Raw genomic sequence first — 24791 nt, 5'->3', positions numbered from 1 at the left:
ATGAGCACGACGAGGAGCATCGCGTCGATCGCCGTCATGGCCGTCGTCGCGCTCGCGGCCACCGGATGCGTCGGCATCACGCAGACCGCCACGGAGCAGCAGGGCTCGCTCGGCCCGATCCGGTTCACCGTGCAGGCGTGCGCGGACGGCTCGCCCGGCTGCGCCGCGACGTCGAGCTACGGGTCGCTGTGGGACGCGATCGGCGACCAGTCGATCCAGACGCAGATGCTCTTCGCCGTCCGGCTGCCCGACGGCGCGGTGCCGCCGGTGTCGGCGATCGCCGCCACCGTCCCGGGCTCGCCGCTGCTGCTCGTCTTCTCGCGCAGCACGAGCTACGAGGCGGAGCTGCAGCGGTTGGAGCCGGCGCCGGCGGGCGAGCGGTGGTGGGGCTACCTGTCGACGCCGTTCGCGTACACCCGGCTCGGCAAGCAGGCGCTGACGCTGACGTTCGACGCGTCGCTGCCGCGCCCGGCCGACGGCTCGCCGCTGCCGTCGCCGCTGCACTGGCGGCCCGTGGTCGGCGGGCGCGGCGTCGATGCGGGCGCGGGGCTGCCGGCGAACCGGCCGGTGACGTGCGGCGACAGCCTCTACGAGGGCTTCTCCGAGCAGCAGGGCCAGGCGGGGTCGACGGCGATCTGCGTCGACTCGCCGGGCAAGGACGCGGCGCGCGGGTTCCTCGACGCGCCGCTGACCGATTTCGGGCTCGCCGGCGCGGACACGAAGGCGCCCGCCGGGTCGACGGTCTCGATCCCGTTCGTCGCCCGGCGCACCGGGACGGCGGATGCCGTGACGAGCTTCGACCTCGATGTCGCGGGCGGGCCGCCCGGCGGGACGGTGAGCCTGGACCGCACGAGCGTGCCGCTCGGCGGCGACGCGCAGCAGACGGTCCTCGCGCGCGTCGACGTCCCCGCGGGAACGCCGGCGGGCGACTACCCGGTGACGGTGACCGCGACGTCGCTCGGCAAGCCCGCGCGAACCGGGACGGCGGTGCTGTCCGTCACCGGCGCGTCATCCACGCCCCCGGCGCAGAACCCGCCGCCCGTCGTGCCGCCCGTCGCCGCCGACGTCACGGCGCCGGTCCTGCGGTCCGCCCGCCTCGACCGCCGCCGGCGATTCCTGCGGGTCGACGTGTCCGAGCCGTCGCGCCTCACCGCGCGCCTCTTCCGCTCCGGTCGCCGCCGCGCGCTCGCCACGGTGACGAAGTCCGTCGCGGCCGGCCGCTCGCCCGTCGCGCTCGGCAAGAGGCTCACGCGGGCGCGCCTCCGGCCCGCCGCGTACCGGCTCGTCGTGCACGCGGCCGACGCCGCCGGGAACAAGTCCGCCGCCAGGACCCTGCGGTTCCGGATCGCCAAGCGGTGAGCGCGCGGCGCGCCGCCGCGATGACGGGGCTTCGGCCGGCCGGGAACTGGCGCATGTCCCGTGCGTCTGCGGCACAGTGCCGGTCGTGTTCCACCCCCGCACGCGGCTCTCGCTCGCCCTCTTCCTCGTTCTCCTCGCCTGCCTTCCCGCCGTCGCGGCCGCGGCGCCGCGCGACGTGCTGTACGTCGGCAACAACTGGGACGGCACCGCGGACGTCGTCGACGCGCGTTCGTTCCAGAAGCTCCTGCGGCTGAACATCGTCCCGGACCTCGAAGAGCGGCTTGCGGAGATCCGCATGGACCCCGAGCGGCAGGGCTACTTCCTCGCGATCCGCCAGCTCGTCGGGGAGGGGCACGACCAGTTCGTCGACGACATGTTCTCGTCGCACGACGGCCGGTTCCTCTACGTGTCGCGCCCGAGCCTCGCGGACGTCGTCGCGTTCGATCTCACGACGCGGAAGATCGTGTGGCGCACGAAGGTCGACGGCCAGCGCGCGGACCACATGGCGATCTCGCCCGACGGGACGCGGCTGCTCGTCTCCGCGTCGACCGCCGGCGTCGTCGACGTCATCGACACCGCCGACGGCAAGATCGTCGCGCGCATCGAGTCGGGCGACCAGCCGCACGAGAGCAACTACTCGGCCGACGGCAAGCTCATCTACCACGCGTCGATCGGCACGGTGTACACGCCGACCGACGATCCCTCGATGGACGCCACGAAGGGCGAGCGGGTCTTCGAGATCGTCGACGCGAAGACGTACGAGGTCCTGAAGGTGCTGAACATGGGGCAGAAGCTGGAGGAGGCCGGCTACCCCGACATGAGCTCGGCGGTGCGGCCGATGGCGCTCGCGCCCGACGAGAAGTTCGTCTACTTCCAGGTCTCGTTCTTCCACGGGTTCGTGGAGTACGACCTCGTCAACGACAAGGTCACGCGGATCGCCAACCTGCCCGTCAGCGAGGAGGCCGCGAAGAAGCGGCGCGACGAGTACCTGCTCGACTCCGCGCACCACGGGCTGTCGATGAGCCAGGACGGCACGAAGCTCTGCGTCGCCGGCACGATGTCCGACTACGCGGCGATCGTCGACCGCTCGGACTTCGCGGTCCACATGGCGGCGAACGGGATCAAGCCGTACTGGTCGACGAACAGCGGCGACGGCAAGTACTGCTTCGTGTCGTTCAGCGGCGACGACCGCGTCTCGGTGATCTCGTACGCGACCGCGAAGGAGGTCGCGAGCATCCCGGTCGGCGACCACCCGCAGCGGATGCGGATGGGCAAGCTCGCCGAGGGGATCGTCCCGGCCGGCGCCGCCCTCGGCACCGCCACCGCCCGCCCGCGCCTCCGCGTGGCCGTCAGCCCGCGCCGCGTCGTCACGGGCCGGATGACGAAGCTGCGCGTCCTCGTGCGCGCGGTTCGCGGCGGCCGCCTGGTTCGCGTCGCCGGCGCGCGCGTGTTCGTCGGCGGCAAGAAGGCCCGCACGAACCGGCGCGGCGTGGCCGTGATCCGCAAGCGCTTCGGCGCGAGGACGTACCGCGTCCGGGCGATGAAGCCCGGCTACCGCGCGGGCGGCGGCTTGCTCAGGGCGCGCGGCTAGTCCGAGATCGCGCGTCTTCGCGGCGTCGCCGCGGCGTCTACGCGGCGCGAGCGCGCAGCGACGCCATCGCCGGGCGCTCCTCGACGCGGGCCTCTGCCTCGACGAGGCCCCCTGCAGGCGCGGGGAGGAGAAGCGTGTCCTCACCGCGATCGGCGCGGCCCTCGCGGGCAAGGCGGTCCGTCACGGCGGCAAGCACTGCGGCGGCCATCGGCACGAGGTCGGCGAGCGGTTGGTGGCGGTTCTGGCGGACGTCGAGGTCGACCTGGGCCATCCGGTCGACGCCGACGCGGTCGCAGACGTCGATGAGCAGTGCGATGTCGACGCCGTAGCCGAGCACGAAGGGGAGCCGCTCGAGCAGCTCCCGCCGGGCGGCGATCTCGCCGGCGAGCGGCTGCAGGAAGCCGGCCAGCTCGGGGCGGAAGCGGTTCAGGAGCGGCCGGGCGAGCAGCTCGGTGACGCGGCCGCCGCCCTCCGGCGCCTTGGTGCCGTCCGGCAGCTCGAGCGGCCGGCGGTAGAAGCCCTTGACGAAGTCGAGCTCGCGGCCCATCGCGAGCGGGCCTACGAGACCGACGGCGAAGTGCTCGGAGAAGTCGCGCGTGTCCGCGTCGAGGTAGCAGACGACGTCGCCGGTCAGGACCGAGAGCGCCCTCCACATCGCGTCGCCCTTGCCGCGCACCGGCCCGAACTGCGGCAGCAGCGCCGACTGGTCGTGGACCTCGGCGCCGCGCGCCCGCGCGATCTCGGCGGTCCCGTCCGTGGAGTCGTCCACCACGACCACCTGGTCGATCGCGCCGGCGTCGACCAGCGGCAGCAGCCGGTCCAGGATCGTCCCGATCGTCTCCGCCTCGTTGCGCGCCGGAAGGCACACCGACATCGTCGCTTCGCGCGCGGCCGCGAGCCGTCCGGCCGAGAAGGCGGCGTGGTGGAACGTGTTGCGGCGATGCCACTCGGCGGCGGGAGGCACGGCGCGCGCAGCGTAGCTGGACTCGGGGGACAGTCCCTTCACGTTGGGGGACAGACCCTTCATCTTCGGGGCGTGGCGGTCGAGCGCCAACGCGTCAGACTGACGGTTGGTCATCGGCGTGCCGTCGATCGCCCGCGCTACAGATTCAGGCGCATACGCCGAACGATGAAGGCAAATGCGCCTGATCTCGCTCGACGCGTTGGGTCCGGATGCGCGCCTCGGCCAGGACGTGCACATCCCGGGCAGCGATGGGCCGCCGCTGCTGCGGCGCGGCGTCGTGCTGTCCCCGAAGTACGTCGAGGCGCTGCGATCGAAGGGCGTGTACTCCGTCTGGATCGAGGACCGGCTCAGCGAGGGGATCATCCCCGAGCGGGCGCTGACCGCCGACACCGAGCGCCAGACGATGCAGGCGGTCGGCTCCGCGCTGAGCGAGGCGACCGAGGCGTTGACGACCGGCCGCGGGCTGTCCAGCCAGACGGTCGACGACCTCAGCCGCGTCGCGCTGCTCATCGCCGACGAGGTCCACAACGCGCCCGACGTCGCGCTGCACCTGCAGGACATGATGGGCGCCGACAAGTACCTGCTCCAGCACATCGTCGACGTCACCGCGCTCGGCACGGTGCTGGCGGCGCGCGTGTTCCGCGAGAACGGCTGGACGGACTACACCGGCCGCGTCCGCCGCGACGACATCGATCCGCGCCTCGCGAAGATCGCGCTCGGCCTGCTGCTGCACGACATCGGCAAGCTCGCCGTGCCCAACGAGATCCTGCAGAAGGCCGGCCCGCTCACGGACGCCGAGTGGGTGGAGATGCGCAAGCACCCGGTGACCGGCGTCGAGATGCTCGGCGACAACGTCTCGTTCCTCATCAAGGTCGTCGTCAAGCAGCACCACGAGCGCTTCGACGGCAGCGGCTACCCCGACGGCATCGCGGGCGAGCGGATCCACGAGTTCGCGCGCGTCGCCGCCGTCGCCGACGTCTACGACGCGGTCACGTCAGAGCGCGTCTACCGCCGCGCGCTGGCGCCCGTCGAGGGCGTGCGGATCATCCGCGAGGGCAGCGGCACCGCGTTCGACCCGGACGTCGTCAAGGTGTTCAACAAGGTCGTCTTCCCGTACCCGGTCGGCATCGAGGTGCCGCTGGCCGACGGCCGCCTCGGCGTCGTCTCCGAGGTGGACCCGGAAGCGCCCGACCGCCCGACCGTCCGGGTCATGAGCCCGACCGGCGTGATCGACGAGATCCGCGGCGCCGAGATCGGCGACCCGATCCCGCTCGCGGCCTAGCGCTCAGCCCTGCCGCAGGGCGGCGATCCCGGTGAACGTGCCGAGGTACGCCGAGCCGTCCGGCCCGATCGCGAGCCCGGCGTAGTTGTTGTTGAAGAGCGGCCCGGTCCCGACCGCCTGCTTGAACGCGGTCTTCCCGGTCTCGGCGTCGATGCCGACGAACGACCACGTGCTGCCCAGCAGCGGGTCGACGTCGCGGCTGTACGCGTAGATGAGCCCGGTCGCGGCCGACAGCTTCGGCACGACGGTGGGAACGCGCTGCTCGTAGGTCTCCCAGCGCTTCGTGCAGCCGGTGCCCTTCGCGTTGACGTCGACGCGCGCGAAGCCGGGCTCGCTCGCCGTCTCGGACTCCGCGCCGAACGGGTCGCGGTAGCCGTAGTTGTTCTCGACCCACAACGAGCGGCCGGTGCCCATCAGCGAGTTCTCCGTCGCGCTGAGCCCCGGCTTGAAGACCGGCACCTCGCAGACGACCCGCTTGCGCTTGCGCTTCGGCTTGATCGCCGTGCGCATGACGACGACCTGCATCGGGTCGGCGTTGTCGGTGATCGCGACGAAGCCGCCGACCATGATCGTCGGCGTCGTCCCGGACCCGGCGTCGGCCTGGCCCGGCTTGACGATCCCCGAGTTGTCGTAGCGCTGCTTCCACTGCACGAACGGCCGCCCGTCCGCCTTCGCCCAGAAGCGGTAGAGGCGCTTCTCGGAGACGACGTAGACGCCGGTGCGGTCGACCGCGAACGAGTTCTGGATCTTCTCGCGCGTGTTGTAGATCCGCGCCTTCCGCGTCGCCGTGTTCAGCACGCCGACGCGCCCGCGGCGGTTCGAGACGAACCAGATGCGGCCCTTGAAGTCCGGCAGCGCCGACGAGATCCGCTCGTCGCTGTCGAGGTAGCCGCTGAGGTCGAAGTCGCCCGTCTGCGTGATCTGCGTGCCGTCCGCGGATACCTCCAGCACGAAGAGGTGGTTCGTCTTCGTCGAGACCCACACGCGGTCGCGATCGTCGAGGAAGAAGTAGCCCCCGCCCGCGAAGTTCTGGTACGTCTTCGTGCCCGGCGGGTCCTGCGCCTGCGGCAGCTGCTTGCTGGCCAGCACCTGCAGCGACACCGGATCGATGACGCGCATCGTCGGCGCGCTCACGTTCGAGGGGCAGACGCTGACGATGCGGCCGTGCGAGTCGAAGGTGAGGCTGCCGCACAGCGACGGCGGATGCGGCCCGAACTGCGTGGAGAGCGCGGGGCCGACCGGGCCCCTGCGCGCGTACACGTCGGTCATCCACGGGTCGTTGTGGATGTTCGAGTTCGGGGTCGGCGCCATGAACTTGTTGACCGGCGCCTTCGGGGCGGGGATCGCCGCCCCGGCGGCCGCGGGGCCGAGGGCGAGGAACGCGATGGCGCAGGCAGAGGCGCGCGAGAGGCGGAGCACGCCGGCGAGCCTACGCCACCGGGCCGATCTTCTGTTCGTCGTTGCGCCGGTCGCGGGTGTCGAGCCGCTCGAGGTACGGCGCGAGGTACGGAGCGGCCACCTTCGAGGGCGGCCACCACAGCGCCTCGGCCGTCGCCGCCGAGTGCGTGCCGCTGCCGCCGGCGATGTGCTCGCGCAGGTACACGGGCCCGGCGGCGCCGAGCAGCTTCGCGTTCAGCACGGGGCGGAACGGCAGCGGACGGACGTCGAGGCCCGCGTCGGCCGCGATGGAGCGCGCCGCGGTCCCGGCCTGCTGCGCGGCCAGCCCGCCCTGCTTGATCGGCACCGTCGTGCAGTCGCCCGCGCCGAACACGCCCTCGACGCCGGGCACGCGGCCGTACGGGTCGACGGGCAGGAAGCCTTCCGGATCGAACGGCAGCCCGTCGACCGCCGGGCCGGCGAGCCGCGGCAGCGCGACGACGCGGTCGGCGCGCACCTCGACGCGGGTCGGGCCGGTCAGCACGGCGCGGTCCGCGACGCCCGCGCAGTGGCAGCTCGTGCGGACCATGACGCCCGCCTCGTCGAGCAGGTGCTCGATCCGGTCGCTCGCCGCCGTGCCGAACACGGCAAGCGGCGCGTCCTCCGGCGTGACGATCGTCAGCTGGACGTGCAGGCCGGCGTGGTGGGCGCGGCCCGCGGTGAGCAGTGCGAGCTCGTAGAGCGGCAGCGTCCACGTCGCGCGCGGCGGCACGACGAAGGCGATCCGGGAGACGAGGCCGGACTCGACCTCGCGCACGAGCCGGCGCATCGCGGCCGCGTCGCGCGGCCCGCCGAAGGTGAGCGCCTCCGCGTAGACGGGGTGCGCCTCGGCGCCCGCCGCGATGAGCAGCGAGTCGTACGAGAGCTGCGCGCCGTGGTCGGTCACCACGATGCGGTGCGCGGGGTCGACCGCCTGCAGGCCGGCGTGGACGAACGCCGCGCCCTGCTCGGCGGCGATGGCCGCGACGTCGTAGCTGCGCGCCTCGGGACGGCCGAACGGCGTCCGGACGCTGAGCGCGCGGAGGGAGAAGACGCTCGACGGGGAGAGCAGCGTGATGGCGAGCCGGTCGCCGGCGTGCTCGCGCAGCGCCAGCAGCGCCTCGAGCCCCGCGATCCCGCCGCCCGCGATCACGACCCGGTGCGTCCTGGTGTGGGGGTGAGGGTTCGCCATGGTTCGACGTTACGCCCGGCGCCATGGGTTGCCATCAGCCCGGGTTGCTGACCTGCGTCGCGGACAAGTACGGATCCGGGTAACGGTTCGCCATGCGCTGGAACCGCAGGGCGAGCTCGAGCCCGGACGTCATCGATCAACGCGGCCGCCGCGGCGGCGTGGGCGGCCTGCCGATCGGCAGGGCCGGCGGCGGGCTCGGCCTCATCGGCGTGCTGGTCTACCTCGCGATCCAGGTGCTGGGAGGCGGCGGTGGCGGCGCGGGCGGCGGCTTCGCGATCGACCAGCCGTTCGGCGGCCCCGCGCCGGCGACGGGCGCGGACCCGATCCCCGCCTCGCAGGACCCCGACCGCGACCTCAAGGACTTCAGCGCGTACGTCTTCACCGATGCGCAGCAGCGCTGGCAGGGCGTCTTCAACGAGGAGGGCAAGCCGTACGAACGCGCGAAGCTCGTCCTCTTCCGCGATGCCGTCAGCACCGGCGGGTGCGGGAACGCGTCGTCGGCGGTGGGGCCGTTCTACTGCCCGGCAGATCAGCGCGTGTACCTCGATCTGTCGTTCTACCGCGAGATGGAGCAGCGGCTCGGTGCGTCGGGCGACTTCGCGTGGGCCTACGTCATCGCGCACGAGATGGGCCACCACGTGCAGCGTCAGCTCGGCACGTCGGCGGCCGTCGACCGCGCGATGCGCGAGGACCCCGGCAGCCGCAACGAGCTGTCGGTCCGCCAGGAGCTGCAGGCGGACTGCTACGCCGGCGTGTGGGCGCACGGCGTCTACGCGGCGGGGCAGCTCGACGACGGCGACATCGACGAGGCGTTCACCGCGGCCGAGGCGGTCGGCGACGACCGGCTGCAGCGCAGCGCCGGGCAGTCCGTCAACGAGGAGTCGTTCACGCACGGGTCGAGCGCGCAGCGGCGCGCCTGGTTCGACCGCGGCCGCCGCGACGGCGACGCGGCCGCGTGCGACACCTTCTCGGCCGGCGACGTCTGAACGCCGGCTACGCCGGGCGTCGAGGGACGTAGAACAAGCGTCCGCATTCGGCCAACTTGGCGGGCGGCCGACGGTCATCTCGTTGCCTGGCAACCGATGATCTGAAGGCGATGCGCCTCGGGACCCGTCCACTGCTGCACGAGGGACAGGCCGTGATCCTCGACCTCGGGATCACGCGGCCGCTGCATGCGACCGTCGTCGCGTTCGCCGGCCCGATGATCGTGCTGCTGCTCGAAGGCGACGACGACGCCGCCTTCCGCTTCTCGCTCGACGCGGCGCCGCTGACGGGCTACGTGATGATCGAGGGCGCCGACCCGCCGCGCGCGCTGCGGGTCATCGCCGACACCCCGGCCGCCAGCGGCGACGAGCTGACGCTGCGCCTCATCGACGACTTCCGCCTCGGCCAGCAGCGCTTCTACGCCCGCGCGCCGCTCGAGGCCCCGGTCGTCCTCGAGCCGCTCGACACGCGCGACTTCTCCTACGTCGACACGTGGTCGATCGACCTCAGCTGCGGCGGCGTGCGCATCGTCCGCCCCGGCCACGACGTCTCGTCGCTCGAGTACCGCGTCACGCTCGACCTCGGCCAGGACGGCCGCGTCATCGTCAGCCGCGCCGAGCTGCACCGCCAGGACGAAGACGAGCTCGTGCTCGTGTTCGACCAGATCGGCCTGGCCGAGCGCTGCGCGATCATGCGCGCGGTCATCCGCTGGCACCGCGCTCGGGCGATCCTGCACGACCGCTGAGCGCCGTCGTGCCGACATGCGAGGCTGCGTGTCAGACGATGGCCGCACCGCCCGACTCCCCGCCCGTGGGGCGATACGACGAGGAGCATCTGCGGAGGTTCGTCGAGGCGCGCAGGCGAGGCGATGACGCCGCGATGCGGCGCTGGTGGCGCGAGCTGGTGGTGGACTTCCACGACCGCATGGACGGCTTCGTCGGGGCGAGCCACCGCGGCCGCCTCGATCGCGACGAGCACGACGAGGCCGTCCAGCACGCGATGATCCGCTTCGCGGCGAACTTGATGACGACGTTCCGGGGGCATTCGATCGGCGAGCTCGTGCGGGCGTCGCAGACGCTCGCGTCCTTCGCGTGCCACGACGTGCAGCGCGCGTCGATCGCACGCCGCCACCGGGTGATGGTGCCGCTCGACGCGGGCGGCCGCGGCGACGACGAGGGCCGGCTCGACGCGCTCGAGGCCGAGGAGGCCGAGCGCCGCTTCCGCGCCGACGAGAGCGAGCGCGACGTCCGCGCGTTCCTCGCCTGGGCCCTGCCGCAGATCACCGGGACGCGCCGCGACGTGCTGGCGATGACGTTCGCCGGGGCGGAGGTCCCCGAGATCTGCGCCGAGCTCGGCATCACCCGCGACAACGCCTTCCAGCGCCGCCATCGCGGCCTCAAGGACCTCCGGAAGCTCAAGGAGCAGTACGAGTCATGAGCACGATCGACCGGGTCCTCAGCGACTTCATCGACGCGTGGAACGCCGGGCGGCGCCCGCGCGTCCACGAGTACCTCGACCGCGTCGGCGACGCCGAGCGCGACGAGCTGGCCGACCAGCTGACCGTGTGGCTCGAGACCGCGCCGCCGCCGCGCTACAGCGAGGCGGCGCGCACGGAGATCCGCTCATCGCCGGTCGTGCAGCGTGCGCTCGCGGCCGTCGGCGAGGACGAGACCGCATGGCCGGCGGCACTGATGCGGTGGCGCGCAGCGGCGGGCCTGGACGTGCGCGACCTGGCCGAGCGGCTGGTCGAGCGGCTCGGGCTGCGCGTCGGCGGCGGAGCCGACCGGACGGCCGCGTACCTCGCGCGCATGGAGGACGGATCGCTCGGCCCCGACCGCGTCTCGCGCCGCGTGCTCGACGCGCTGCGCGGCGTGCTGGGCGCGCCCGCCGATGCGTTCGCGGCGCCGGCCGCCGCGACGCTGTTCCGCGCCGATCGCGACGCCGGCGCGGCCGCGCTACCGGACATCGAGGCGCTGTCGCGCGCCGCGATGACCCCGGCGCCGGAGCGGATGGACGAGCTCGACCGGCTCTTCCTCGGCGGCCCCGACGCCTAGCGCGCCGAGGCGCCGATGGCGGCGATGGCCGGGCCGAGCGGCCCGGCCGGCACGTCGCCGCGCAGCACCGCCGCGAGGAGCGAGCCGTCCAGCGACGGCGAGAGGTAGGGGAGGCCCTCGATCGCGGCGAGGCGATCGCCGACCTCCTGCGGCGCCAGGCGTCGCAGCGCAGCTAGGTGCTCGCCCTCCTCGATCTCCGCGCGCAGCCGGCGGCCGCGTGCCTCGGAGACGAGGTCCGCGCCCTCGAGCCGGATGAGCGCGGCGAAGGCGGAGACCCCGTACGCGGCGGCGAGCAGCACGACCTCGTCGAGGTTGGGCTCCCGCCCGTCGAAGAGCTCCAGCGCGGCCGCTCTCGGGATCAGGAACTCGCCGGCGAACGCGTTGGCCTGGATCTCGAGGGGGTTCGTCGTCCTTCCGGAGATGGTCCGGATCGACTCGACCTCCGACGCGCCGTCGTGCTCGCACCAGACGTGGCCGACCTCGTGCGCGAGCGTGAACCGCTGGCGGGTGCGCGGATGCTCCCCGTTGACCCACAGGATCGCCGACCCCGCGTCGCGGTAGCACGCGCCCGCGAGGTCGTCGGCGAGCCGCGCGACCACGACCGGCAGCCGCAACCGCTCCTCCACGACGGTCAGCAGGCACGGGAGCGGCTCGACCGGATGCAGCCCGAGCTCCCTGCGCGCCTCCCGCGCCCGCTTCGCGCCGCGGTTCGTGTCGATGCTCGCCACGACCCCATCATCGGCGTTCCCGGGAGTCGTCGCCATGAGAGCGACGCGTAACGGCGGGGACGAGCCGCGGACAGGATCGACATGACCGTCCCGACCACCACTGCGGCGGACCATCTGCACCGGCTCGACGACCTCGCGGCCGAGCGTGCCGCAGCGGCGCTGGAGGGGCTCGCGGGCAACTCGGCGTACATGGCCGATCTCGAGGGGGAGATCGCCGCCGAACACGAGGCGTACGTCGGCATGGCCGTCACCGAGATCGCGACGCTGCGCGCGCAGCTCGGCGATCCCCTGCGCGGTTGACCAGCGTCACACACTAGATACCCCAGGGGGGTTTAGCGTGCGCGACCATGACCTCCCGAACGAAGCTCAGGACCTTCCTCCGCCACTACGCCGAGATGGTCGCGGCGATGATCGCCGGCATGGTCGTGCTCGGCGTTCCGCTCGACGCGATGGCGCCCGAGGGCAACACCATGATGCTCGTCAACATGGGCGTCTCGATGACCGTTCCGATGGTCGCGTGGATGCGGTACCGCGGGCACGGGTGGCGGGCGTCGAACGAGATGGCCGCCTCGATGCTCGTGCCGACCGCCGCCGCGATCGCCGTCTACGAGGCGGGGGCCGGTCCGGCCTTCGGCACGATCATGGCCGCCGAGCACGTCGTCATGCTCGTCGCGATGGCCGCCGTGATGCTGCTGCGGCCGTCGGAGTACCTGCACCACCACCGGCACGAGGCCGCCATCGCCTAGAGCACTGCGCGGCGCTCGCGCCCGGATCTCGACGCAGTCGAGGCCGTGCTCACCCGACGTCGAGCGCGTTCGGCTGGCCGGCCTTGTAGCGCTCGGCGTCCGCGGCTTTCACGGCGGCGAGCTCGGGCGGCTCGAAGAGCGTGTACATGCGCGGCGGCTCGGCGGTCGAGCCCGAGGCGTGCAGAAGCGCGGCGGTCGCGGCGCGGCCGGACTCGTTCGCGCCCTCCATCGTCGCCAGGTCGACGTCGGTCTGCACGTAGTCGCCGGCGAGGAAGAGGTTCGGGATCTTCGTGTGGGCCTTCGGCCGCTTGTCCCACGTCCCGACCGTGTTGACGAGCAGCGGCGTGTCGTTGCGGTTCTCGCCGCGCCGGCGGTCGAACTTGATGCCGGGGTCGAGGAACCACGAGTGCACGATGTCGTCCGGCAGCTGGTCGGCGGCGGTGTGGTGCTGCTTGATCTGCGCCCACACCTCCTTCGACACCTCCTCGGCGGTGCACTGCTTCGCCGGCTTGCCGAAGAGGATCCCCGGTGTGTCCCAGTCGGAGATGTCGACCGACAGGCAGTCGACGACCGACCCGTCGCCGTAGCTGCGCGCGAAGTCCTTCTCGGTCCAGAACTGCGCCTGCGTCAGCGCGGTCAGCGCCCACGGGCTGTCGAGGAACGTCAGGTGGCCGTGCGTGATGCCGGGCCGGCGGCGCAGGTAGAACTGGATGCCGGCCATCCAGTCGACGAAGAGCTCGTCGATCAGCTCCAGGGACGGGTCGAGCCGGCGCACGCGCGGGCCGATCACCTTCTGCGCCCGCTCGACCGGCATCGCGAGCACGTACCAGTCGGCCTCGACCAGGCCGCGCCGCCGCCCGTGCCGCACCAGCGCGGCCGAGATCCGCCCGCGCCGCGTGTCGAGCCCCTCCACGACGCGGCCCGTCCTGAACGACACGCCGAGCTTACGAAGGTGCACGATCCAGGGGTCTATCCAGGCCTCGTTCGTCGGCAGGTCGAGCACGCGATCGGGCGCGCCGTCGTTGCCGCGGCCCATGATGTTCCACACGAACGCCTCGCCCATGTGGCCGATCGTGCGCGTGCTGGCGACCGTCTCCTTCGCCGCGACGACGTTGCGGGTCAGGCCCGCGGCGATCTCCTTCTTGTACTGGTCGGACTTGCCCTCGGCCTTGATGAAGTCCCACCAGCTGACGTGCTCCCACTGCCCGAAGCGCCGCTCGTTCGAGCTCGTCAGGAACACCATCAGGCGCTCGACGAAGTAGGCGAGCTCGTGCGGCGGCACGCCGCGCTGCCCGATGATCTCGAAGAGGTTGCGGCGCAGCCCGTCGACGGTCAGCGCCTGCTGCGCGTCGGCGCCGATCCCGAACGGCCCGCCGTCCGGCCGGTCGCCCGAGCGCAGCCACTTGCCGCCGCTCGCCGCGACGAGGTTGTCCCACACGCCGTTCGCGTTCCCCGCGAACGGGATGCGCCGCATCGTGTCCGGGACGTGGTGGTAGAAGCCGGGGAAGAACCGGAAGCCGTGCTCGCCGGGGAGGTCGCGCCGCCCGCCCGCGGCGGTTCCGGCGACGGGGATCGATCGTGCCTTGCCGCCCAGTGCGTTGCGCTCGTACACGGTGACGCGGAAGCCGCGCTCGGCGAGCTCATGCGCCGCCGCGAGGCCCGCCATGCCGCCGCCCAGGACCGCGACCGTCTGCCCCCGCCGCTTGCGGGCGGCCCACGCCGTCGGCGCGCTGCCGATCGCCACGGCAACGCCCGCTGCCGCGCCCTGCTTCACCAACGTCCGCCGAGTGACCCTGGCCCCTTCGCCCACGCCGCTCTCCCCGGGTCCGATAAGCCGAGAAGCGGAGTGTTGCACTTCACCGACGTTTCACGCGGCAGGCTCGTTGCGCGGACAGCATCCGGCGCCATGGCAACGACCATCTCCCGCCGCGACCTCCTCGCGCGCAGTGCGCAGGGCGGCCTCGGGCTCGCGCTCACCGGCTCCCTCGGCCTGCTGTTCAACGGCAACGCCGCCGCCGCCTCCAAGGGCGTGGGCTACGGCCCGCTCATCCCCGACCCGAAGGGCATCCTCGCGCTGCCCGAGGGCTTCAGCTACAAGCTGATCGCCAAGAGCGGGGCGACGACGCTCGAGTCCGGCCAGCCGACGCCGGCCGACCCGGACGGGATGGCGGCGTTCCCGCGCCGCGGCGGCAAGGGCTCGGTCCTCGTGGTCAACCACGAGATCTCGGGCAGCGACACCCCGCGCGTCCCCGCACTGCCGGGCTTCACGTTCAACCCCGCCGCGGGCGGCGGCACGACGACCATCGAGGTCGACGGCGCCGGCAACCGCGTCACCGAGTACGTGTCGCTCGCGGGCACGCTGAACAACTGCGCGGGCGGCCGCTCGCCGTGGGGCACGTGGCTGACCTGCGAGGAGTCGGAGAGCACGATCTCCGGCGTCCGGCACGGCTGGGTCTTCGAGGTCGACCCGCACGACCGCGAGGCGAACCTCGACCCGAAGCCGATCAGGGCGCTCGGGCGCTTCGCGCACGAGTCGGTCGCCGTCGACCCGGAGACGGGGATCATCTACGAGACCGAGGACGCGGGCAGCCCGAACGGCCTCTTCTACCGCTGGACGCCGCCGGCCGGCGTCACGCTCGGCAAGGGCGTGCTGCGGACGCTCGCCGACGACGCCGGGACGCTCGATGCGCTGCGCGCCACGCGGCAGTCCGACGGCTCGTTCGTCGCCGACCTCTCGCCGGCGCGCGAGATCGGGCTCACGTACGACGTCGCGTGGGTGCCGGTGCCCGACCGCTTCGCCGCCACGACGTCGACCCGCAAGCAGGCCTACGCGCAGCCGGTCACGCGGTCGCGCAAGCTCGAGGGCATGTGGTGGGGCGACGGCGGCGCGTACTTCGTCTGCTCGTTCGCGCGCACCTCGGACGGCAGCCTCGACCAGCACGACGGGCAGGTGTGGTTCTTCGATCCCGAGGCCCAGACGATCGAGCTGAAGATCCACTTCGAGTACACGCCCGCCGACCAGGACACCGACCCGGACGGGCCGGACAACATCACGGTCTCGCCCTACGGCGGCGTGATCGTCGCCGAGGACGGCGACGGCGCGAGCCACCTCGTCGGCTCGACGACGAGCGGGGAGACGTTCTTCCTCGCCCGCAACCAGCTGGCGGGCGACTCGGAGTTCACCGGGCCGACGTTCTCGGCCGACAAGAAGACGCTGTTCGCGTGCATCCAGTCGCCGGGGCACGTCTTCGCCATCACCGGCCCCTGGGTCAAGCAGACGTAGGCCGCTCGTCCTCCTCGGACACGCCCCGCAGGAACGGGATCGACAACAGGCACGCCGCCGCGCAGACGAACCACATTGCGGCGTAGCCGTCGGTCCCGGCCCAGAGCCCGCCGCCGAGCGAGATGGCCACGCCGCCGAGCAGCGGGCCGAGCATGACGCCGAGGCCGCGGCTGACGCTGTAGAAGCCGGTCAGCAGCCCGTGCCGGCCGGACGGCATGAGGGGAACGAGCAGGGCGTAGGGGACGTTGCCATGCCCGCGGTCGCTTACCCGACCGGCCGTTCCCGCGGTCCCGTCCTGGCGCGCAGCCGTGCTGTCTACCGGGGCGCGGCGGCGACGTCGCCGACCGGGACGCGCAGGGCGACGACCGTTCCGTCGTCCTCCGACGCGACCGACAGCGCCGCGCCGATCGCGCGGGCGCGGCCCTGCATCGACCGCAGGCCGTTCGAGCCGGGCCGCGCGATGTCGCCGAGGCCGGAGCCGTCGTCGCGGACCTCGACGATCGCGTCGCCGCCGTCCGTGCTTAGCACGGCCTCGATGTGGCTCGCCTCCGCGTGGCGGACCGCGTTCGTCAGCGCCTCGGCGGCGATGCGGAAGACGTGGGTGGCGACGAGGGGACTGAGCGGCGGCAACGCGCCGCGGACCTCGATCGACGCGGTCGTGACGGGCCGCAGCTGGCTCGCGCGCTCGCGCAGCAGCTCGTCGACGGGGCGGCCGTCGAGCGGCTCGTGCAGCTCCGAGACGCTGTTCTGCATCTCGCTGGCGGCGGCGCTCAGCTCCGACAGCGCCTGGTCGACGAGGCCGGTCGCCCGGCCCTCGGGCAGCGGCGGCAGCGCGGTGAGCACGAGGTGCGCCGCGTGGATGCGCTGCTTGGCCGAGTCGTGCAGCTCCCACGCGATGCGCCGCCGCTCGGCCTCGACGGCGAGCCGCTCGCCGCGGGCGCGCTCGTCGGCGAGCTGGCGCAGGACCCGGCTCGCGTACGCCAGCGACAGCGTGATCACGAACGGCACCATGAGGTGCGTCGCGATCGTCTCCAGCCGGATCGTGCTGCGCAGCGTCGCCTCGGGCAGCCGCTCGGTGAGCAGCGCCACGACGAGGTAGGCGGCGGTGAACGCCGCCGCCCAGAAGAACGCCGCGCGGAAGCGAAGCGTCGTGGCCGGGAGGATCAGCGTGGTCAGCGCGAAGACGTAGAACGGGCTGCGCCAGTCGTCGGTGAGCCGGATGAGCACGAGCGCGCCGAGCGCGTCGATCGCCCACGCCGTCTTGGACCGCGCGACCGCCGGGCTGCGGGTGAAGGCACCGAGGGTGACCGCCGTCCAGCCGACGGTGACGAACCCGAGCGTCGCGTCGAAGTCGGTGACGCGGTGGGCGGCCAGCAGCAGGATCGCCGCCGCCGCCGCGAGCACGCGCGTCGCGGCGAGCAGCGTGATCCAGCGCGCGGGGCCGGCCACCGCGGCCGTCACGGTGCGGCGGCGGCGGCGGTGGGGACGTCGAGGCGCAGCGCTTCGAGGATGCGGTCGATCGACGCGCCCACCTCTTCGGCCGACCAGCGCAGCGCCTCGGCGATCTCACCGGGGGCGACGCCGTCGAGGCGCATCGTCAGCACCGGCATGTCCCGCGTGTCCAGCCGGTTCATCGCCTCGTCGACCAGGCCGCGCGAGATCGGCGGCATGACCTGCTCGCCGCGCGCGACCGCGCGCACCGCGTCGTAGATCTCGGGAGCGGGCGCGCCCTTGTGCAGCACGCCGTCGGCGCCGGCGACCACCGCGGGGACGAGCAGCGCGCTGCTCGCGTACGCGCTGTAGATGAGCACCGCGGGCGCGGGCACGATCCGCTTGATCCGCCGCGCCAGCGAGAGCCCGTCCTCGCCGGGCAGGTGGTAGTCGACGAGGACGACCTGCGGCTTGGCGCGCGACAGGACGGGCCACAGCTCCTCCGCGGAGGACACGGCGTCGAGCGGCACGAGACCCGGCTCCGCGCGGAGCACGCCCATCAGGCCCGCCCGCAGGGCGGGATGGTCGTCGACGAGCACGAGCTGGATCACGGCGGCCTCCGGGGGGAACGAGGTGGTCCATCTCAGAGGTAGCGGCTCCGGCTTAAGGCACGCTCAGCGGCGACGTCGCGCGTGCCGCTCGACCGCGTCGCCGATCAGCCAGAACATCGGCGGCCAGAGGCCCACGAAGAGCGCCCGCCGTTCCGCGTTGCCGCGCTCGTCCTGGTCGACGGTCTTCGCGCGGATCCACAAGCCCAGGCAGAGCCCGATCGTGCCGAGCGACGTGGAGTGCAGGTGCCAGCCGCGGAGGCCGACGCGCGAGAGCAGATGCGCGAGCACGGTGGGCTCCTACCCGGGCGCCGGGCCGGGTAGGCCTCCCGCCATGCCGCGCTCTCCGTCACCCGCGCATCTCCTCGCGGGCGCCGCCCGCTGGCCGTTCGGTCTGTTCGTGACGAGCTTCGCGTACGTCTGGCGGACCACGCCGATCCACCGGCGCGAGCTCGAGGGCAGCTGGGAGGAGGACCGGCCGCCGGAGCTGCCTCCCGGCGCCGACCAGCGCGAGGTGCAGCCCGTGCCCGAGGGCAGCGGCGCCTACCTGCGCCGGCGCTACCGCATCGCCGTCCGCGATCCGCAGGCGGACGCCGTGGCGGTGATGGCCGAGATCAAGGAGAACCCGAACGTCGTGGTGCCCAAGGCGCTCGCGCACTTCGCGAAGACGAAGGGCCCGGACGGGCGCATGGAGGCCGGCGACGAGCACACCGTCCGGATGCCGGGGCCGTGGGACGGGCCGGTCCGCGTCGTCGAGGTGACGCGCGCGTCGTTCCGCTTCATCACGCTCGAGGGCCACATCGAGGCGGGGCAGATCGAGTGGCGCGCTCGCGACGAGGACGGGCGGCTCGTCTTCGAGATCGAGTCGTGGTCGCGCCCCGGCGATCTCGCATCCGACGTCATGCACCATCGCCTGCGGATGGCCAAGGAGGTCCAGCTGCACATGTGGACGTCGGTTCTGGAGAAGGTCGTGAAGAAGTTCGGCGGGCGGCGCGACGGGCCGCTCGACATCGAGACGCGCGTCGTCGCGGCGGAGGCGGTCCGATGAGCAAGGTGGTGGTGGTGACCGGTGCGTCGGCCGGTGTCGGCCGCGCGACGGCGATCGCGTTCGCAGGGCGCGGCGATGCGGTCGCGCTGCTCGCCCGCGGACGCGCCGGCCTCGAGGCGGCGGCGCGCGACGTGGAGGCGGCGGGCGGGCGCGCGCTCGTCGTGCCGGTCGACGTCTCGGACGCCGAGGCGGTCGAGGCGGCCGCGGACCGCGTCGAACGCGAGCTCGGCCCGATCGACGTCTGGGTCAACAACGCGATGACGGCGATCCTCGCGCCGGTGTCGGAGACGACGCCGGAGGAGTACCGCCGCGTCGTCGAGGTCACCTACCTCGGGAGCGTGTGGGGCGCGATGGCGGCGCTCAAGCGGATGCGGGCCCGCGACCGCGGCCACGTCGTGCAGGTCGGTTCCGCCCTCGCACGCCGCGGGATCCCCCTGCAGGCGTCGTACTGCGGCGCGAAGCACGGCATCCAGGGGTTCGCCGAGTCGCTGCGGTCCGAGCTGCTGCACGACGGCTCGGCCGTGAAGTTCTCGATGGTCCAGCTGCCGGGGCTCAACACGACGCAGTTCGGCTGGGTCCGCGTGCGCGGCCTGCGCAATCATCCGCAGCCGGTGCCGCCGGTCTACCAGCCGGAGGTCGCCGCCAACGCGATCGTGTGGATCTCCGACCACCCGCGGCGCGAGCTGTGGGTGGGCCGGGCGACCATCAAGACGATCCTCGGCAACTGGTTCGCGCCGGGGTACGAGGACCGCTACCTCGCGCGCAACGCCTACGACGGGCAGCAGATGCCCGGCAAGCCGCTCGACCCGAACCGCCGCGACTACCTGTTCGACGTGCTCGACGACGACGCCGACCGCGGCTCGCACGGCCTCTTCGACGATCAGGCGACGACGTTCGCGCCCGAGGTGTGGGCGGCGATGCACAAGTGGCGCCTGCTCGGCGCGGCGGCGGCCGGCGGTGGCGCGCTGGCGCTTCGTGCGCTGCTGCGGCGCTGACTGCGCGGTCAGACCGCGGGCTCGAGCGCCGCTTCCCGGTCGTCCGACGTGCCCGAGGGCGGGAGGCCGCGCAGCAGCCACGTCCCGTCCGGGCGGCGGGCGATCTCGCCCTTCTCGCACAGGCGGCTCAGCGACGTCGACGCCGTGGGGCGGCGGACGCAGGTGAGCTGGGCGAGCAGCTCCTGCGTCAGGCGCAGCGGCAGGTGGACGCCCTCCGGCGTGACGCGGCCCCAGCGGTCCGCGAGATGCCACAGGCACGCGGTGAGGCGGTCCTCGGCGCGACGCATGTGGACGATGGCGAGCGTCAGGGCCAGCGATCGCGCGCGCTCGCTCGTGCGGCGGAGCAGGACGTCGAAGATCGAGGGGAAGCGTCCGGCGACCGCGGCGAACGAACCGTCGAGCACGGCGACGCTCGTCCGCTCGAGAGCGACGAACCCGCGCTCGTGCTCGATCGAGCTGGCCGGCTCGTCCCACGGCCGCAGCAGGTCGCCGGGGCCGAGCAGCTCCGGGCACGGGCGCCCGCGCAGCACGACGGTGCGCAGGAGCAGCCCGTCCAGCACGATCAGCCCGACGAAGCCTTCGCGGCATGCGGCCGGCGGCTCCCATGGGCCGGGGTCGACGTGCAGGCGGGGGGCGACGACCCGCCGGCGCAGCACCGACGCGTGCGGCTCGTCCACCCCGGCCAGCAGGTCCGAGTCCGCTTCGAACACACGCACGGCGTCCGCACGGCCCATGGGCACCTCCTACCCCGTGCGCGCCGAACCTTGCGGAGATCCGCGGTGCGCTTGTGGGTAGGGCTGCCGCCATGCCACGTCGCGCCGTCGTCTTGCACGAGCTCACCGAAGGCCTCGGGCGCATCGGCGCCCTGGATCCCGCCGCGAAGGCCGTCGCCAAGCAGGTCCGGAACCTCTTCGGGCCGGGTCCCGCGCGTGACGCGCTCGCCGGCGCGCCGCTCGGCCACAGCCTCCATCCGCTGCTCACCGACGTCGTCATCGGGACGTGGACCAGCGCGCTCCTCCTCGATCTCCTCGGCGGGGACCGCGACGGCGAGGCGACGCAGCGCCTGATCGGCACTGGGCTGGCCGCCTACCTGCCGACCGCGGCGAGCGGCGCGCTCGACTGGGCCGACACCGAGCCGGTCTCCGACGGCACGCGGCGGATCGGCGTCATCCACGCGCTGAGCAACCTCGTCGCCGCCGGGTTGCAGACCGCGTCGCTCGCCGCGCGCCGGCGCGGCGACCGCGGGCGGGGCGTCGCGCTGTCGCTGGCCAGCGCCGGCGCGCTCGGGGCCGGCGGCTACCTCGGCGCGCACCTCTCGTTCGCGCGCGGCGTGGGCGTCGACAACACGATCTTCGACCGCGGCCCCCTCGACTGGACGCCCGTCGAGGGCGCCGGCATCGTCGGCGAGAACGCGCCGGCGACCGGCGACGCGGCGGGCACGCCGGTGCTGCTCGTCCGCAGCGGCGGCCGGGTGCGTGCGATCCACGACCGCTGCTCGCACCGCGGGTGCTCGCTGGCGAAGGGCAAGCTCGACGGCGAGGTCATCGAGTGCGGCTGCCACGGCAGCCGGTTCCGCCTCGAGGACGGCGGGATCGAGCGCGGGCCGGCGAGCAGCCCGCAGCCCGCCTTCGACGTGCGCGAGCAGGGGGGCCGCATCGAGGTGCGCCGCCGGCAGGACTTCGTGAACTGACGCTGGCGGGTAGGGCCGGACGATGCGCATCGGCTACTTCCTCTCGTGCGAGGAGTTCGCTCCCGCCGAGCTCCTGCGGCAGGCCCGGCTCGCGGAACGGGCGGGCTTCGACGGCCTGTGGATCTCCGACCACTACCACCCGTGGACCGAGTCGCAGGGCGAGAGCGCGTTCGTGTGGTCGGTCATCGGCGCGCTCGCGCAGGCGACGGAGCGGATGACGGTGACGACGGCCGTGACGTGCCCGACCGTGCGGATCCATCCCGCGGTCATCGCGCAGGCGGCGGCGACGTCGCAGGTGATGCTCGAGGGGCGCTTCCGGTTCGGCGTCGGAACGGGCGAGGCGCTGAACGAGCACATCTTCGGCGACGCGTGGCCGTCGGCGAACGTGCGGCTCGAGATGCTGGAGGAGGCGATCGACGTCATCCGCAAGCTGTGGAGCGGCAAGCAGATCGAGCACACGGGGCCCCACTACCGCGTCGAGAACGCGCGGCTCTACACGCTGCCCGGCGAGCCGCCGCCGATCCTCGTCTCCGGCTTCGGGCCGAAGGCGATCGACCTCGCCGCGCGCGTCGGCGACGGCTTCGTCACCACGACGCCGGAGGCGGAGCACATCAAGCGCTTCCGCGACGGGGGCGGCGGCGACAAGACGGTCGAGGCGGGCACGAAGGTCTGCTTCGGCCCCGACCGCGACGAGGCCGTGAAGACCGTGCGGCGGATCTGGCCGACCGAGGGGATCCCGGGGGAGCTGGCGCAGGTGCTGCCGAACCCCGCCCACTTCGAGCAGGCCGCGGAGCTCGTGACCGACGAGATCATCGCGGAGTCGCTGCCGTGCGGCCCCGATCTCGAGGAGCACGTCGCGGCGATCCAGGAGTTCGCCGACGCGGGCGTCGACCACCTCTTCATCTCGCAGATCGGCAGCGGTCATGAGGCGTTCTTCGAGGCCTACGAGAAGGACGTCCTGCCTCGCTTCCACTGACGTAAGGAACGGGCGCGGGCGGACGCCAACGGGTCACCAGCAGAGATCTCGACTCGGAGGCCCACATGTCCACTCACGCCGCTGCACCCACCGCCGGATCCCGCGCCACGACGCGCGCGGGCATCCTCGACCGCGATGCGGGCGAGCAGGCGTACCTGCTCCTGCGCATCGCGTTCACCGTCGCGCCGATCGCGTTCGGGCTCGACAAGTTCTTCGACGTCCTCGTCGACTGGCCGCAGTACCTCGCGCCGTGGGCGAACGACATCATCCCCGGCGACGGGCACGACGCGATGCACATCGTCGGCGTCATCGAGATCCTCGCCGGACTCATCGTGGCGGTGCGCCCGCGCTTCGGCGCGCCGCTCGTCGCCGCGTGGCTCGGCGGGATCATCTTCAACCTGCTGACGCTGTCCGGCTACTACGACGTCGCGCTGCGCGACTTCGGGCTCATGCTCGCCGCCCTGACCCTCACCCGCCTCGCATGGGCGTACGATCGCCGGTCGTGATCGCGCCGCTCGCATCCCGTGAGTCGCTGCCCGAGCGCCTGCAGGGCGATGGCCCGGACCGCGAGCGGGCGGAGCGGGAGCTGCACGCGCTGCTGCTGCGCGCCGCGCGGTTCGAGATCGCGCGGCGGCCCGGCGCGCTCGCGCACGTGCGCGGCGAGACCGCCGACGACCTGGCCGAGCAGGCCGCCGCGGACGCGTTCGTCGCCGTCATGGCCAAGCTCGATGAGTTCGGCGGGCGCAGCCGCTTCACGACCTGGGCGTACAAGTTCGCGCTCTACGAGACGTCGGTGCGGCTGCGGCGGCGCGCGTGGCAGCACCGCGAGGTCGTCATCGACGCGGACGGCTGGCTGGCGATGACCGCCGGCGGCAGCTCGCCGGGAGAGCAGGTCGAGCGCGCCGAGCTGCTGGCGGCGATCAAGCGGCTCGTCGCCACGAAGCTCACGCCGCACCAGCGCGACGTGCTCGTGGCGCTCGCCGTCCGCGGCGTGCCGATCGACGTGCTGGCCGAGCGGCTCGGCAGCACCCGCGGCGCGCTCTACAAGTCGCTCCACGACGCCCGGCGCAAGCTACGCGCCGAGCTGGAACGCGAAGGACACGATCTCGGAGGAGGAGCGGCATGCTGACTGACCGGCTGCTCGGCCCGGCCGAGCCGGAGGTGTCGTGCGAGGAGTGCTTCGCGCGGCTCGACGAGTACGTCGACCGCGAGGTGCTGCACGGCGACGCCGCCGAGCGGATGCCCGCGTTCGCGGCTCATCTACGCGGCTGCCCGGCGTGCGCCGAGGACCACGCCTCCCTGCGCGACCTCGTCGCGCGGGGGGACGACCGGTAGGGAACCGCGTCCGCGGGGCAACTGCTGCCCATGGACGAGCACGACAAGCAGAGCGACGAGCCCCTCGGGCCGGCCACCCCCGACGACGAGACGCCGCTGGGCGACACGCCCGAGGCGCACGACGAGATCAACCCCCACGACCTGCCGAAGGACCACCCCGGCCGCCACGCCGCCGAGCGCGAGGCCGGCGGCGAGGAGGGGACGACGCAGGGCGACAAGACCTGACGCGCCGCCCGCGCTAGCTGCCGGTCGCGGCGCCCGGCTCCGGCCAGGCGCCGTGGTCGCGCACCCAGTCGAGCCGCTCCTCGAACGGCTGGGCGACGTAGTCGCGCATGAGGTCGATCGCCTCCTCGGTGACGATCGTCTTCAGCCACTCCTCCGCCTCGACGCGGACGCCCTCCTGCAGCGGGAGGTTCGCGCCGAGGACGACCGACCGCTTGGCGGCGGCGAGCGCGACGGCGGACCCCTTCGCGAGCCGCTCGGCGATCTCGATCGCGCGCGCCTTGGCGTCGTCGGCGAGCTCGTTGACGATGCCGAGCTCGAGCGCGCCCTCGGGCGAGACGTAGCGGCTGCGCAGGAGGAAGTCGAGCGCACGGCTGCGGCCGATCGCTCTTGCGAGCAGCTGCGACCCGGTGCCGGTCAGGATCCCGAGCGACGCCTCGGGGAAGCCGAGCATGTAGTCGCCGCGCTGCATGACGCGGATGTCGCAGTTGAGCGACAGCTCGAGGCCGCCGCCGCCCGTCGTCCCGGTCATCGCGGCGATGATCGGCTTGTCGAGGAACCGCAGCTGCTGCAGCAGGGTGTGCCAGCCGTAGATGAGGTCGTTCGACCGGCGGATGAGGTCCTCGCGGTCCTCGGCGAGGTCGACCAGCTCCTCGACGCTGTAGTGCGTGATGTACCGGTCGGGGACGGCGCCGGTGAGGATCACGACGCGCACGTCCGGCTCGCGCCAGCGCGGCAGCATCTCCGCGAGGCCCGCCGCGGACTCGCCGATGAAGTAGTTGTACGGCGGGTTGTTGTGGGCGGCGATGAGGATGCCGTCGCCGCGCTCTTCGACTTCCCAGACGCTCATGGCGGTCGATCCTCCGGGGCGCTGTGGCCGATGCCAA

The 24791-nt window shown here is 73.2% G+C and carries 29 protein-coding genes; 18 read left to right on the top strand and 11 right to left on the bottom strand.

The features are described 5' to 3' along the window. Complete coding sequence (locus AC1UE4_RS07665) at window positions 1–1359, top strand: COG1470 family protein (protein ID WP_482916632.1); 1359 nt, start codon at window positions 1–3, stop codon at window positions 1357–1359. Between the two features lie 85 nt (window positions 1360–1444). After that, window positions 1445–2950, top strand: a complete 1506-nt coding sequence (locus AC1UE4_RS07660; RefSeq protein ID WP_482916631.1) for a serine/threonine protein kinase — start codon at window positions 1445–1447, stop codon at window positions 2948–2950. Window positions 2951–2987: 37 nt separating this feature from the next. Here AC1UE4_RS07660 and AC1UE4_RS07655 read toward each other — a convergent pair whose 3' ends face one another. Continuing rightward, window positions 2988–3914, bottom strand: coding sequence for a glucosyl-3-phosphoglycerate synthase (locus AC1UE4_RS07655; RefSeq protein WP_482916630.1), 927 nt, complete (start codon window positions 3912–3914; stop codon window positions 2988–2990). A gap of 175 nt (window positions 3915–4089) precedes the next feature. On the opposite strand from AC1UE4_RS07655, the gene AC1UE4_RS07650 reads away from it, so the two are divergent. Further along, a complete protein-coding gene (locus AC1UE4_RS07650) occupies window positions 4090–5196 on the top strand; it encodes an HD-GYP domain-containing protein (RefSeq protein ID WP_482916629.1) in 1107 nt (368 codons plus the stop codon). 3 nt (window positions 5197–5199) lie between these two features. On the opposite strand, the gene AC1UE4_RS07645 is transcribed toward AC1UE4_RS07650, so the two are convergent. Both AC1UE4_RS07645 and AC1UE4_RS07640 read right to left on the bottom strand, forming a co-directional pair. Beyond that, a complete protein-coding gene (locus AC1UE4_RS07645) occupies window positions 5200–6615 on the bottom strand; it encodes a hypothetical protein (protein ID WP_482916628.1) in 1416 nt (471 codons plus the stop codon). Between the two features lie 10 nt (window positions 6616–6625). Next, window positions 6626–7804: an NAD(P)/FAD-dependent oxidoreductase gene (locus tag AC1UE4_RS07640; RefSeq protein ID WP_482916627.1), complete on the bottom strand. Its 1179-nt coding sequence runs from the start codon at window positions 7802–7804 to the stop codon at window positions 6626–6628. A 92-nt stretch (window positions 7805–7896) separates the two neighbouring features. Between AC1UE4_RS07640 and ypfJ the strand changes: the two genes are divergently transcribed. The 4 genes from ypfJ (at window position 7897) to AC1UE4_RS07620 (ending at window position 10842) form a co-directional block, all read left to right on the top strand. Then, window positions 7897–8790 (top strand): KPN_02809 family neutral zinc metallopeptidase, encoded by an 894-nt coding sequence (ypfJ, locus tag AC1UE4_RS07635; protein ID WP_482916626.1) that lies wholly within the window; start codon window positions 7897–7899, stop codon window positions 8788–8790. 110 nt (window positions 8791–8900) lie between these two features. Further along, window positions 8901–9533 carry a PilZ domain-containing protein gene (locus AC1UE4_RS07630; RefSeq protein WP_482916625.1) on the top strand — a complete coding sequence of 211 codons (633 nt, stop codon included), beginning with the start codon at window positions 8901–8903 and terminating at the stop codon, window positions 9531–9533. Window positions 9534–9598: 65 nt separating this feature from the next. Beyond that, the gene (locus tag AC1UE4_RS07625) at window positions 9599–10225 is read left to right on the top strand and encodes an RNA polymerase sigma factor (protein WP_482916624.1); all 627 of its coding nucleotides are present in this window, start codon (window positions 9599–9601) and stop codon (window positions 10223–10225) included. Continuing rightward, complete coding sequence (locus AC1UE4_RS07620) at window positions 10222–10842, top strand: hypothetical protein (RefSeq protein WP_482916623.1); 621 nt, start codon at window positions 10222–10224, stop codon at window positions 10840–10842. Before AC1UE4_RS07625 ends, AC1UE4_RS07620 begins: the two co-directional genes overlap by 4 nt. Here the strand turns inward: AC1UE4_RS07620 and AC1UE4_RS07615 are convergent. Beyond that, the gene (locus AC1UE4_RS07615; protein ID WP_482916622.1) at window positions 10839–11570 is read right to left on the bottom strand and encodes an ImmA/IrrE family metallo-endopeptidase; all 732 of its coding nucleotides are present in this window, start codon (window positions 11568–11570) and stop codon (window positions 10839–10841) included. The two genes, AC1UE4_RS07620 and AC1UE4_RS07615, sit on opposite strands and share 4 nt — an antisense overlap. 81 nt (window positions 11571–11651) lie before the next feature. On the opposite strand from AC1UE4_RS07615, the gene AC1UE4_RS07610 reads away from it, so the two are divergent. Both AC1UE4_RS07610 and AC1UE4_RS07605 read left to right on the top strand, forming a co-directional pair. Continuing rightward, the gene (locus AC1UE4_RS07610) at window positions 11652–11870 is read left to right on the top strand and encodes a hypothetical protein (protein ID WP_482916621.1); all 219 of its coding nucleotides are present in this window, start codon (window positions 11652–11654) and stop codon (window positions 11868–11870) included. A 47-nt stretch (window positions 11871–11917) separates the two neighbouring features. Continuing rightward, window positions 11918–12316, top strand: coding sequence for a hypothetical protein (locus AC1UE4_RS07605; protein WP_482916620.1), 399 nt, complete (start codon window positions 11918–11920; stop codon window positions 12314–12316). 49 nt (window positions 12317–12365) lie between these two features. Here the strand turns inward: AC1UE4_RS07605 and AC1UE4_RS07600 are convergent, their stop codons facing one another. Further along, window positions 12366–14060, bottom strand: coding sequence for a hydroxysqualene dehydroxylase (locus tag AC1UE4_RS07600; protein WP_482916619.1), 1695 nt, complete (start codon window positions 14058–14060; stop codon window positions 12366–12368). A 162-nt stretch (window positions 14061–14222) separates the two neighbouring features. Between AC1UE4_RS07600 and AC1UE4_RS07595 the strand changes: the two genes are divergently transcribed. Continuing rightward, on the top strand, window positions 14223–15599 hold the full coding sequence (locus tag AC1UE4_RS07595; RefSeq protein ID WP_482916618.1) for an alkaline phosphatase PhoX: 1377 nt from the start codon (window positions 14223–14225) through the stop codon (window positions 15597–15599). Here the strand turns inward: AC1UE4_RS07595 and AC1UE4_RS07590 are convergent. The 4 genes from AC1UE4_RS07590 to AC1UE4_RS07575 all read right to left on the bottom strand — a co-directional run bounded on the left by AC1UE4_RS07590 (window position 15586) and on the right by AC1UE4_RS07575 (window position 17929). Further along, on the bottom strand, window positions 15586–15816 hold the full coding sequence (locus AC1UE4_RS07590) for a hypothetical protein (protein ID WP_482916617.1): 231 nt from the start codon (window positions 15814–15816) through the stop codon (window positions 15586–15588). The two genes, AC1UE4_RS07595 and AC1UE4_RS07590, sit on opposite strands and share 14 nt — an antisense overlap. A 98-nt stretch (window positions 15817–15914) precedes the next feature. Then, window positions 15915–17060, bottom strand: a complete 1146-nt coding sequence (locus AC1UE4_RS07585) for a sensor histidine kinase (protein WP_482916616.1) — start codon at window positions 17058–17060, stop codon at window positions 15915–15917. Further along, window positions 17057–17641 carry a response regulator gene (locus AC1UE4_RS07580; RefSeq protein WP_482916615.1) on the bottom strand — a complete coding sequence of 195 codons (585 nt, stop codon included), beginning with the start codon at window positions 17639–17641 and terminating at the stop codon, window positions 17057–17059. Before AC1UE4_RS07580 ends, AC1UE4_RS07585 begins: the two co-directional genes overlap by 4 nt. A gap of 63 nt (window positions 17642–17704) precedes the next feature. Continuing rightward, window positions 17705–17929 carry a hypothetical protein gene (locus AC1UE4_RS07575; protein WP_482916614.1) on the bottom strand — a complete coding sequence of 75 codons (225 nt, stop codon included), beginning with the start codon at window positions 17927–17929 and terminating at the stop codon, window positions 17705–17707. A gap of 43 nt (window positions 17930–17972) precedes the next feature. Between AC1UE4_RS07575 and AC1UE4_RS07570 the strand changes: the two genes are divergently transcribed. Then, window positions 17973–18686, top strand: coding sequence for a DUF1990 family protein (locus AC1UE4_RS07570; RefSeq protein ID WP_482916613.1), 714 nt, complete (start codon window positions 17973–17975; stop codon window positions 18684–18686). Beyond that, window positions 18683–19681, top strand: a complete 999-nt coding sequence (locus AC1UE4_RS07565) for an SDR family oxidoreductase (RefSeq protein WP_482916612.1) — start codon at window positions 18683–18685, stop codon at window positions 19679–19681. The genes AC1UE4_RS07570 and AC1UE4_RS07565 overlap by 4 nt, the downstream gene beginning before the upstream one ends. Before the next feature lie 8 nt (window positions 19682–19689). Here the strand turns inward: AC1UE4_RS07565 and AC1UE4_RS07560 are convergent, their stop codons facing one another. Next, window positions 19690–20415: a Crp/Fnr family transcriptional regulator gene (locus AC1UE4_RS07560; protein ID WP_482916611.1), complete on the bottom strand. Its 726-nt coding sequence runs from the start codon at window positions 20413–20415 to the stop codon at window positions 19690–19692. A 71-nt stretch (window positions 20416–20486) separates the two neighbouring features. Here AC1UE4_RS07560 and AC1UE4_RS07555 point away from each other — a divergent pair, with 71 nt between their 5' ends. The 6 genes from AC1UE4_RS07555 (at window position 20487) to AC1UE4_RS07530 (ending at window position 23907) form a co-directional block, all read left to right on the top strand. Continuing rightward, complete coding sequence (locus AC1UE4_RS07555; protein WP_482916610.1) at window positions 20487–21371, top strand: Rieske (2Fe-2S) protein; 885 nt, start codon at window positions 20487–20489, stop codon at window positions 21369–21371. A gap of 22 nt (window positions 21372–21393) precedes the next feature. After that, complete coding sequence (locus AC1UE4_RS07550; protein ID WP_482916609.1) at window positions 21394–22347, top strand: TIGR03557 family F420-dependent LLM class oxidoreductase; 954 nt, start codon at window positions 21394–21396, stop codon at window positions 22345–22347. Between the two features lie 65 nt (window positions 22348–22412). Then, the gene (locus AC1UE4_RS07545; protein ID WP_482916608.1) at window positions 22413–22853 is read left to right on the top strand and encodes a hypothetical protein; all 441 of its coding nucleotides are present in this window, start codon (window positions 22413–22415) and stop codon (window positions 22851–22853) included. Beyond that, on the top strand, window positions 22850–23476 hold the full coding sequence (locus tag AC1UE4_RS07540) for an RNA polymerase sigma factor (protein WP_482916607.1): 627 nt from the start codon (window positions 22850–22852) through the stop codon (window positions 23474–23476). Before AC1UE4_RS07545 ends, AC1UE4_RS07540 begins: the two co-directional genes overlap by 4 nt. Beyond that, window positions 23470–23682, top strand: coding sequence for an anti-sigma factor (locus AC1UE4_RS07535; protein ID WP_482916606.1), 213 nt, complete (start codon window positions 23470–23472; stop codon window positions 23680–23682). The genes AC1UE4_RS07540 and AC1UE4_RS07535 overlap by 7 nt, the downstream gene beginning before the upstream one ends. 30 nt (window positions 23683–23712) lie before the next feature. Next, window positions 23713–23907, top strand: a complete 195-nt coding sequence (locus AC1UE4_RS07530; RefSeq protein ID WP_482916605.1) for a hypothetical protein — start codon at window positions 23713–23715, stop codon at window positions 23905–23907. Between the two features lie 13 nt (window positions 23908–23920). Here AC1UE4_RS07530 and AC1UE4_RS07525 read toward each other — a convergent pair whose 3' ends face one another. Next, window positions 23921–24754, bottom strand: coding sequence for an enoyl-CoA hydratase/isomerase family protein (locus tag AC1UE4_RS07525; protein WP_482916604.1), 834 nt, complete (start codon window positions 24752–24754; stop codon window positions 23921–23923). Window positions 24755–24791 lie beyond the last annotated feature (37 nt).

This window comes from Parviterribacter kavangonensis (genome assembly GCF_056863335.1).
This window is presented reverse-complemented; position numbering and strand designations above follow the sequence as displayed.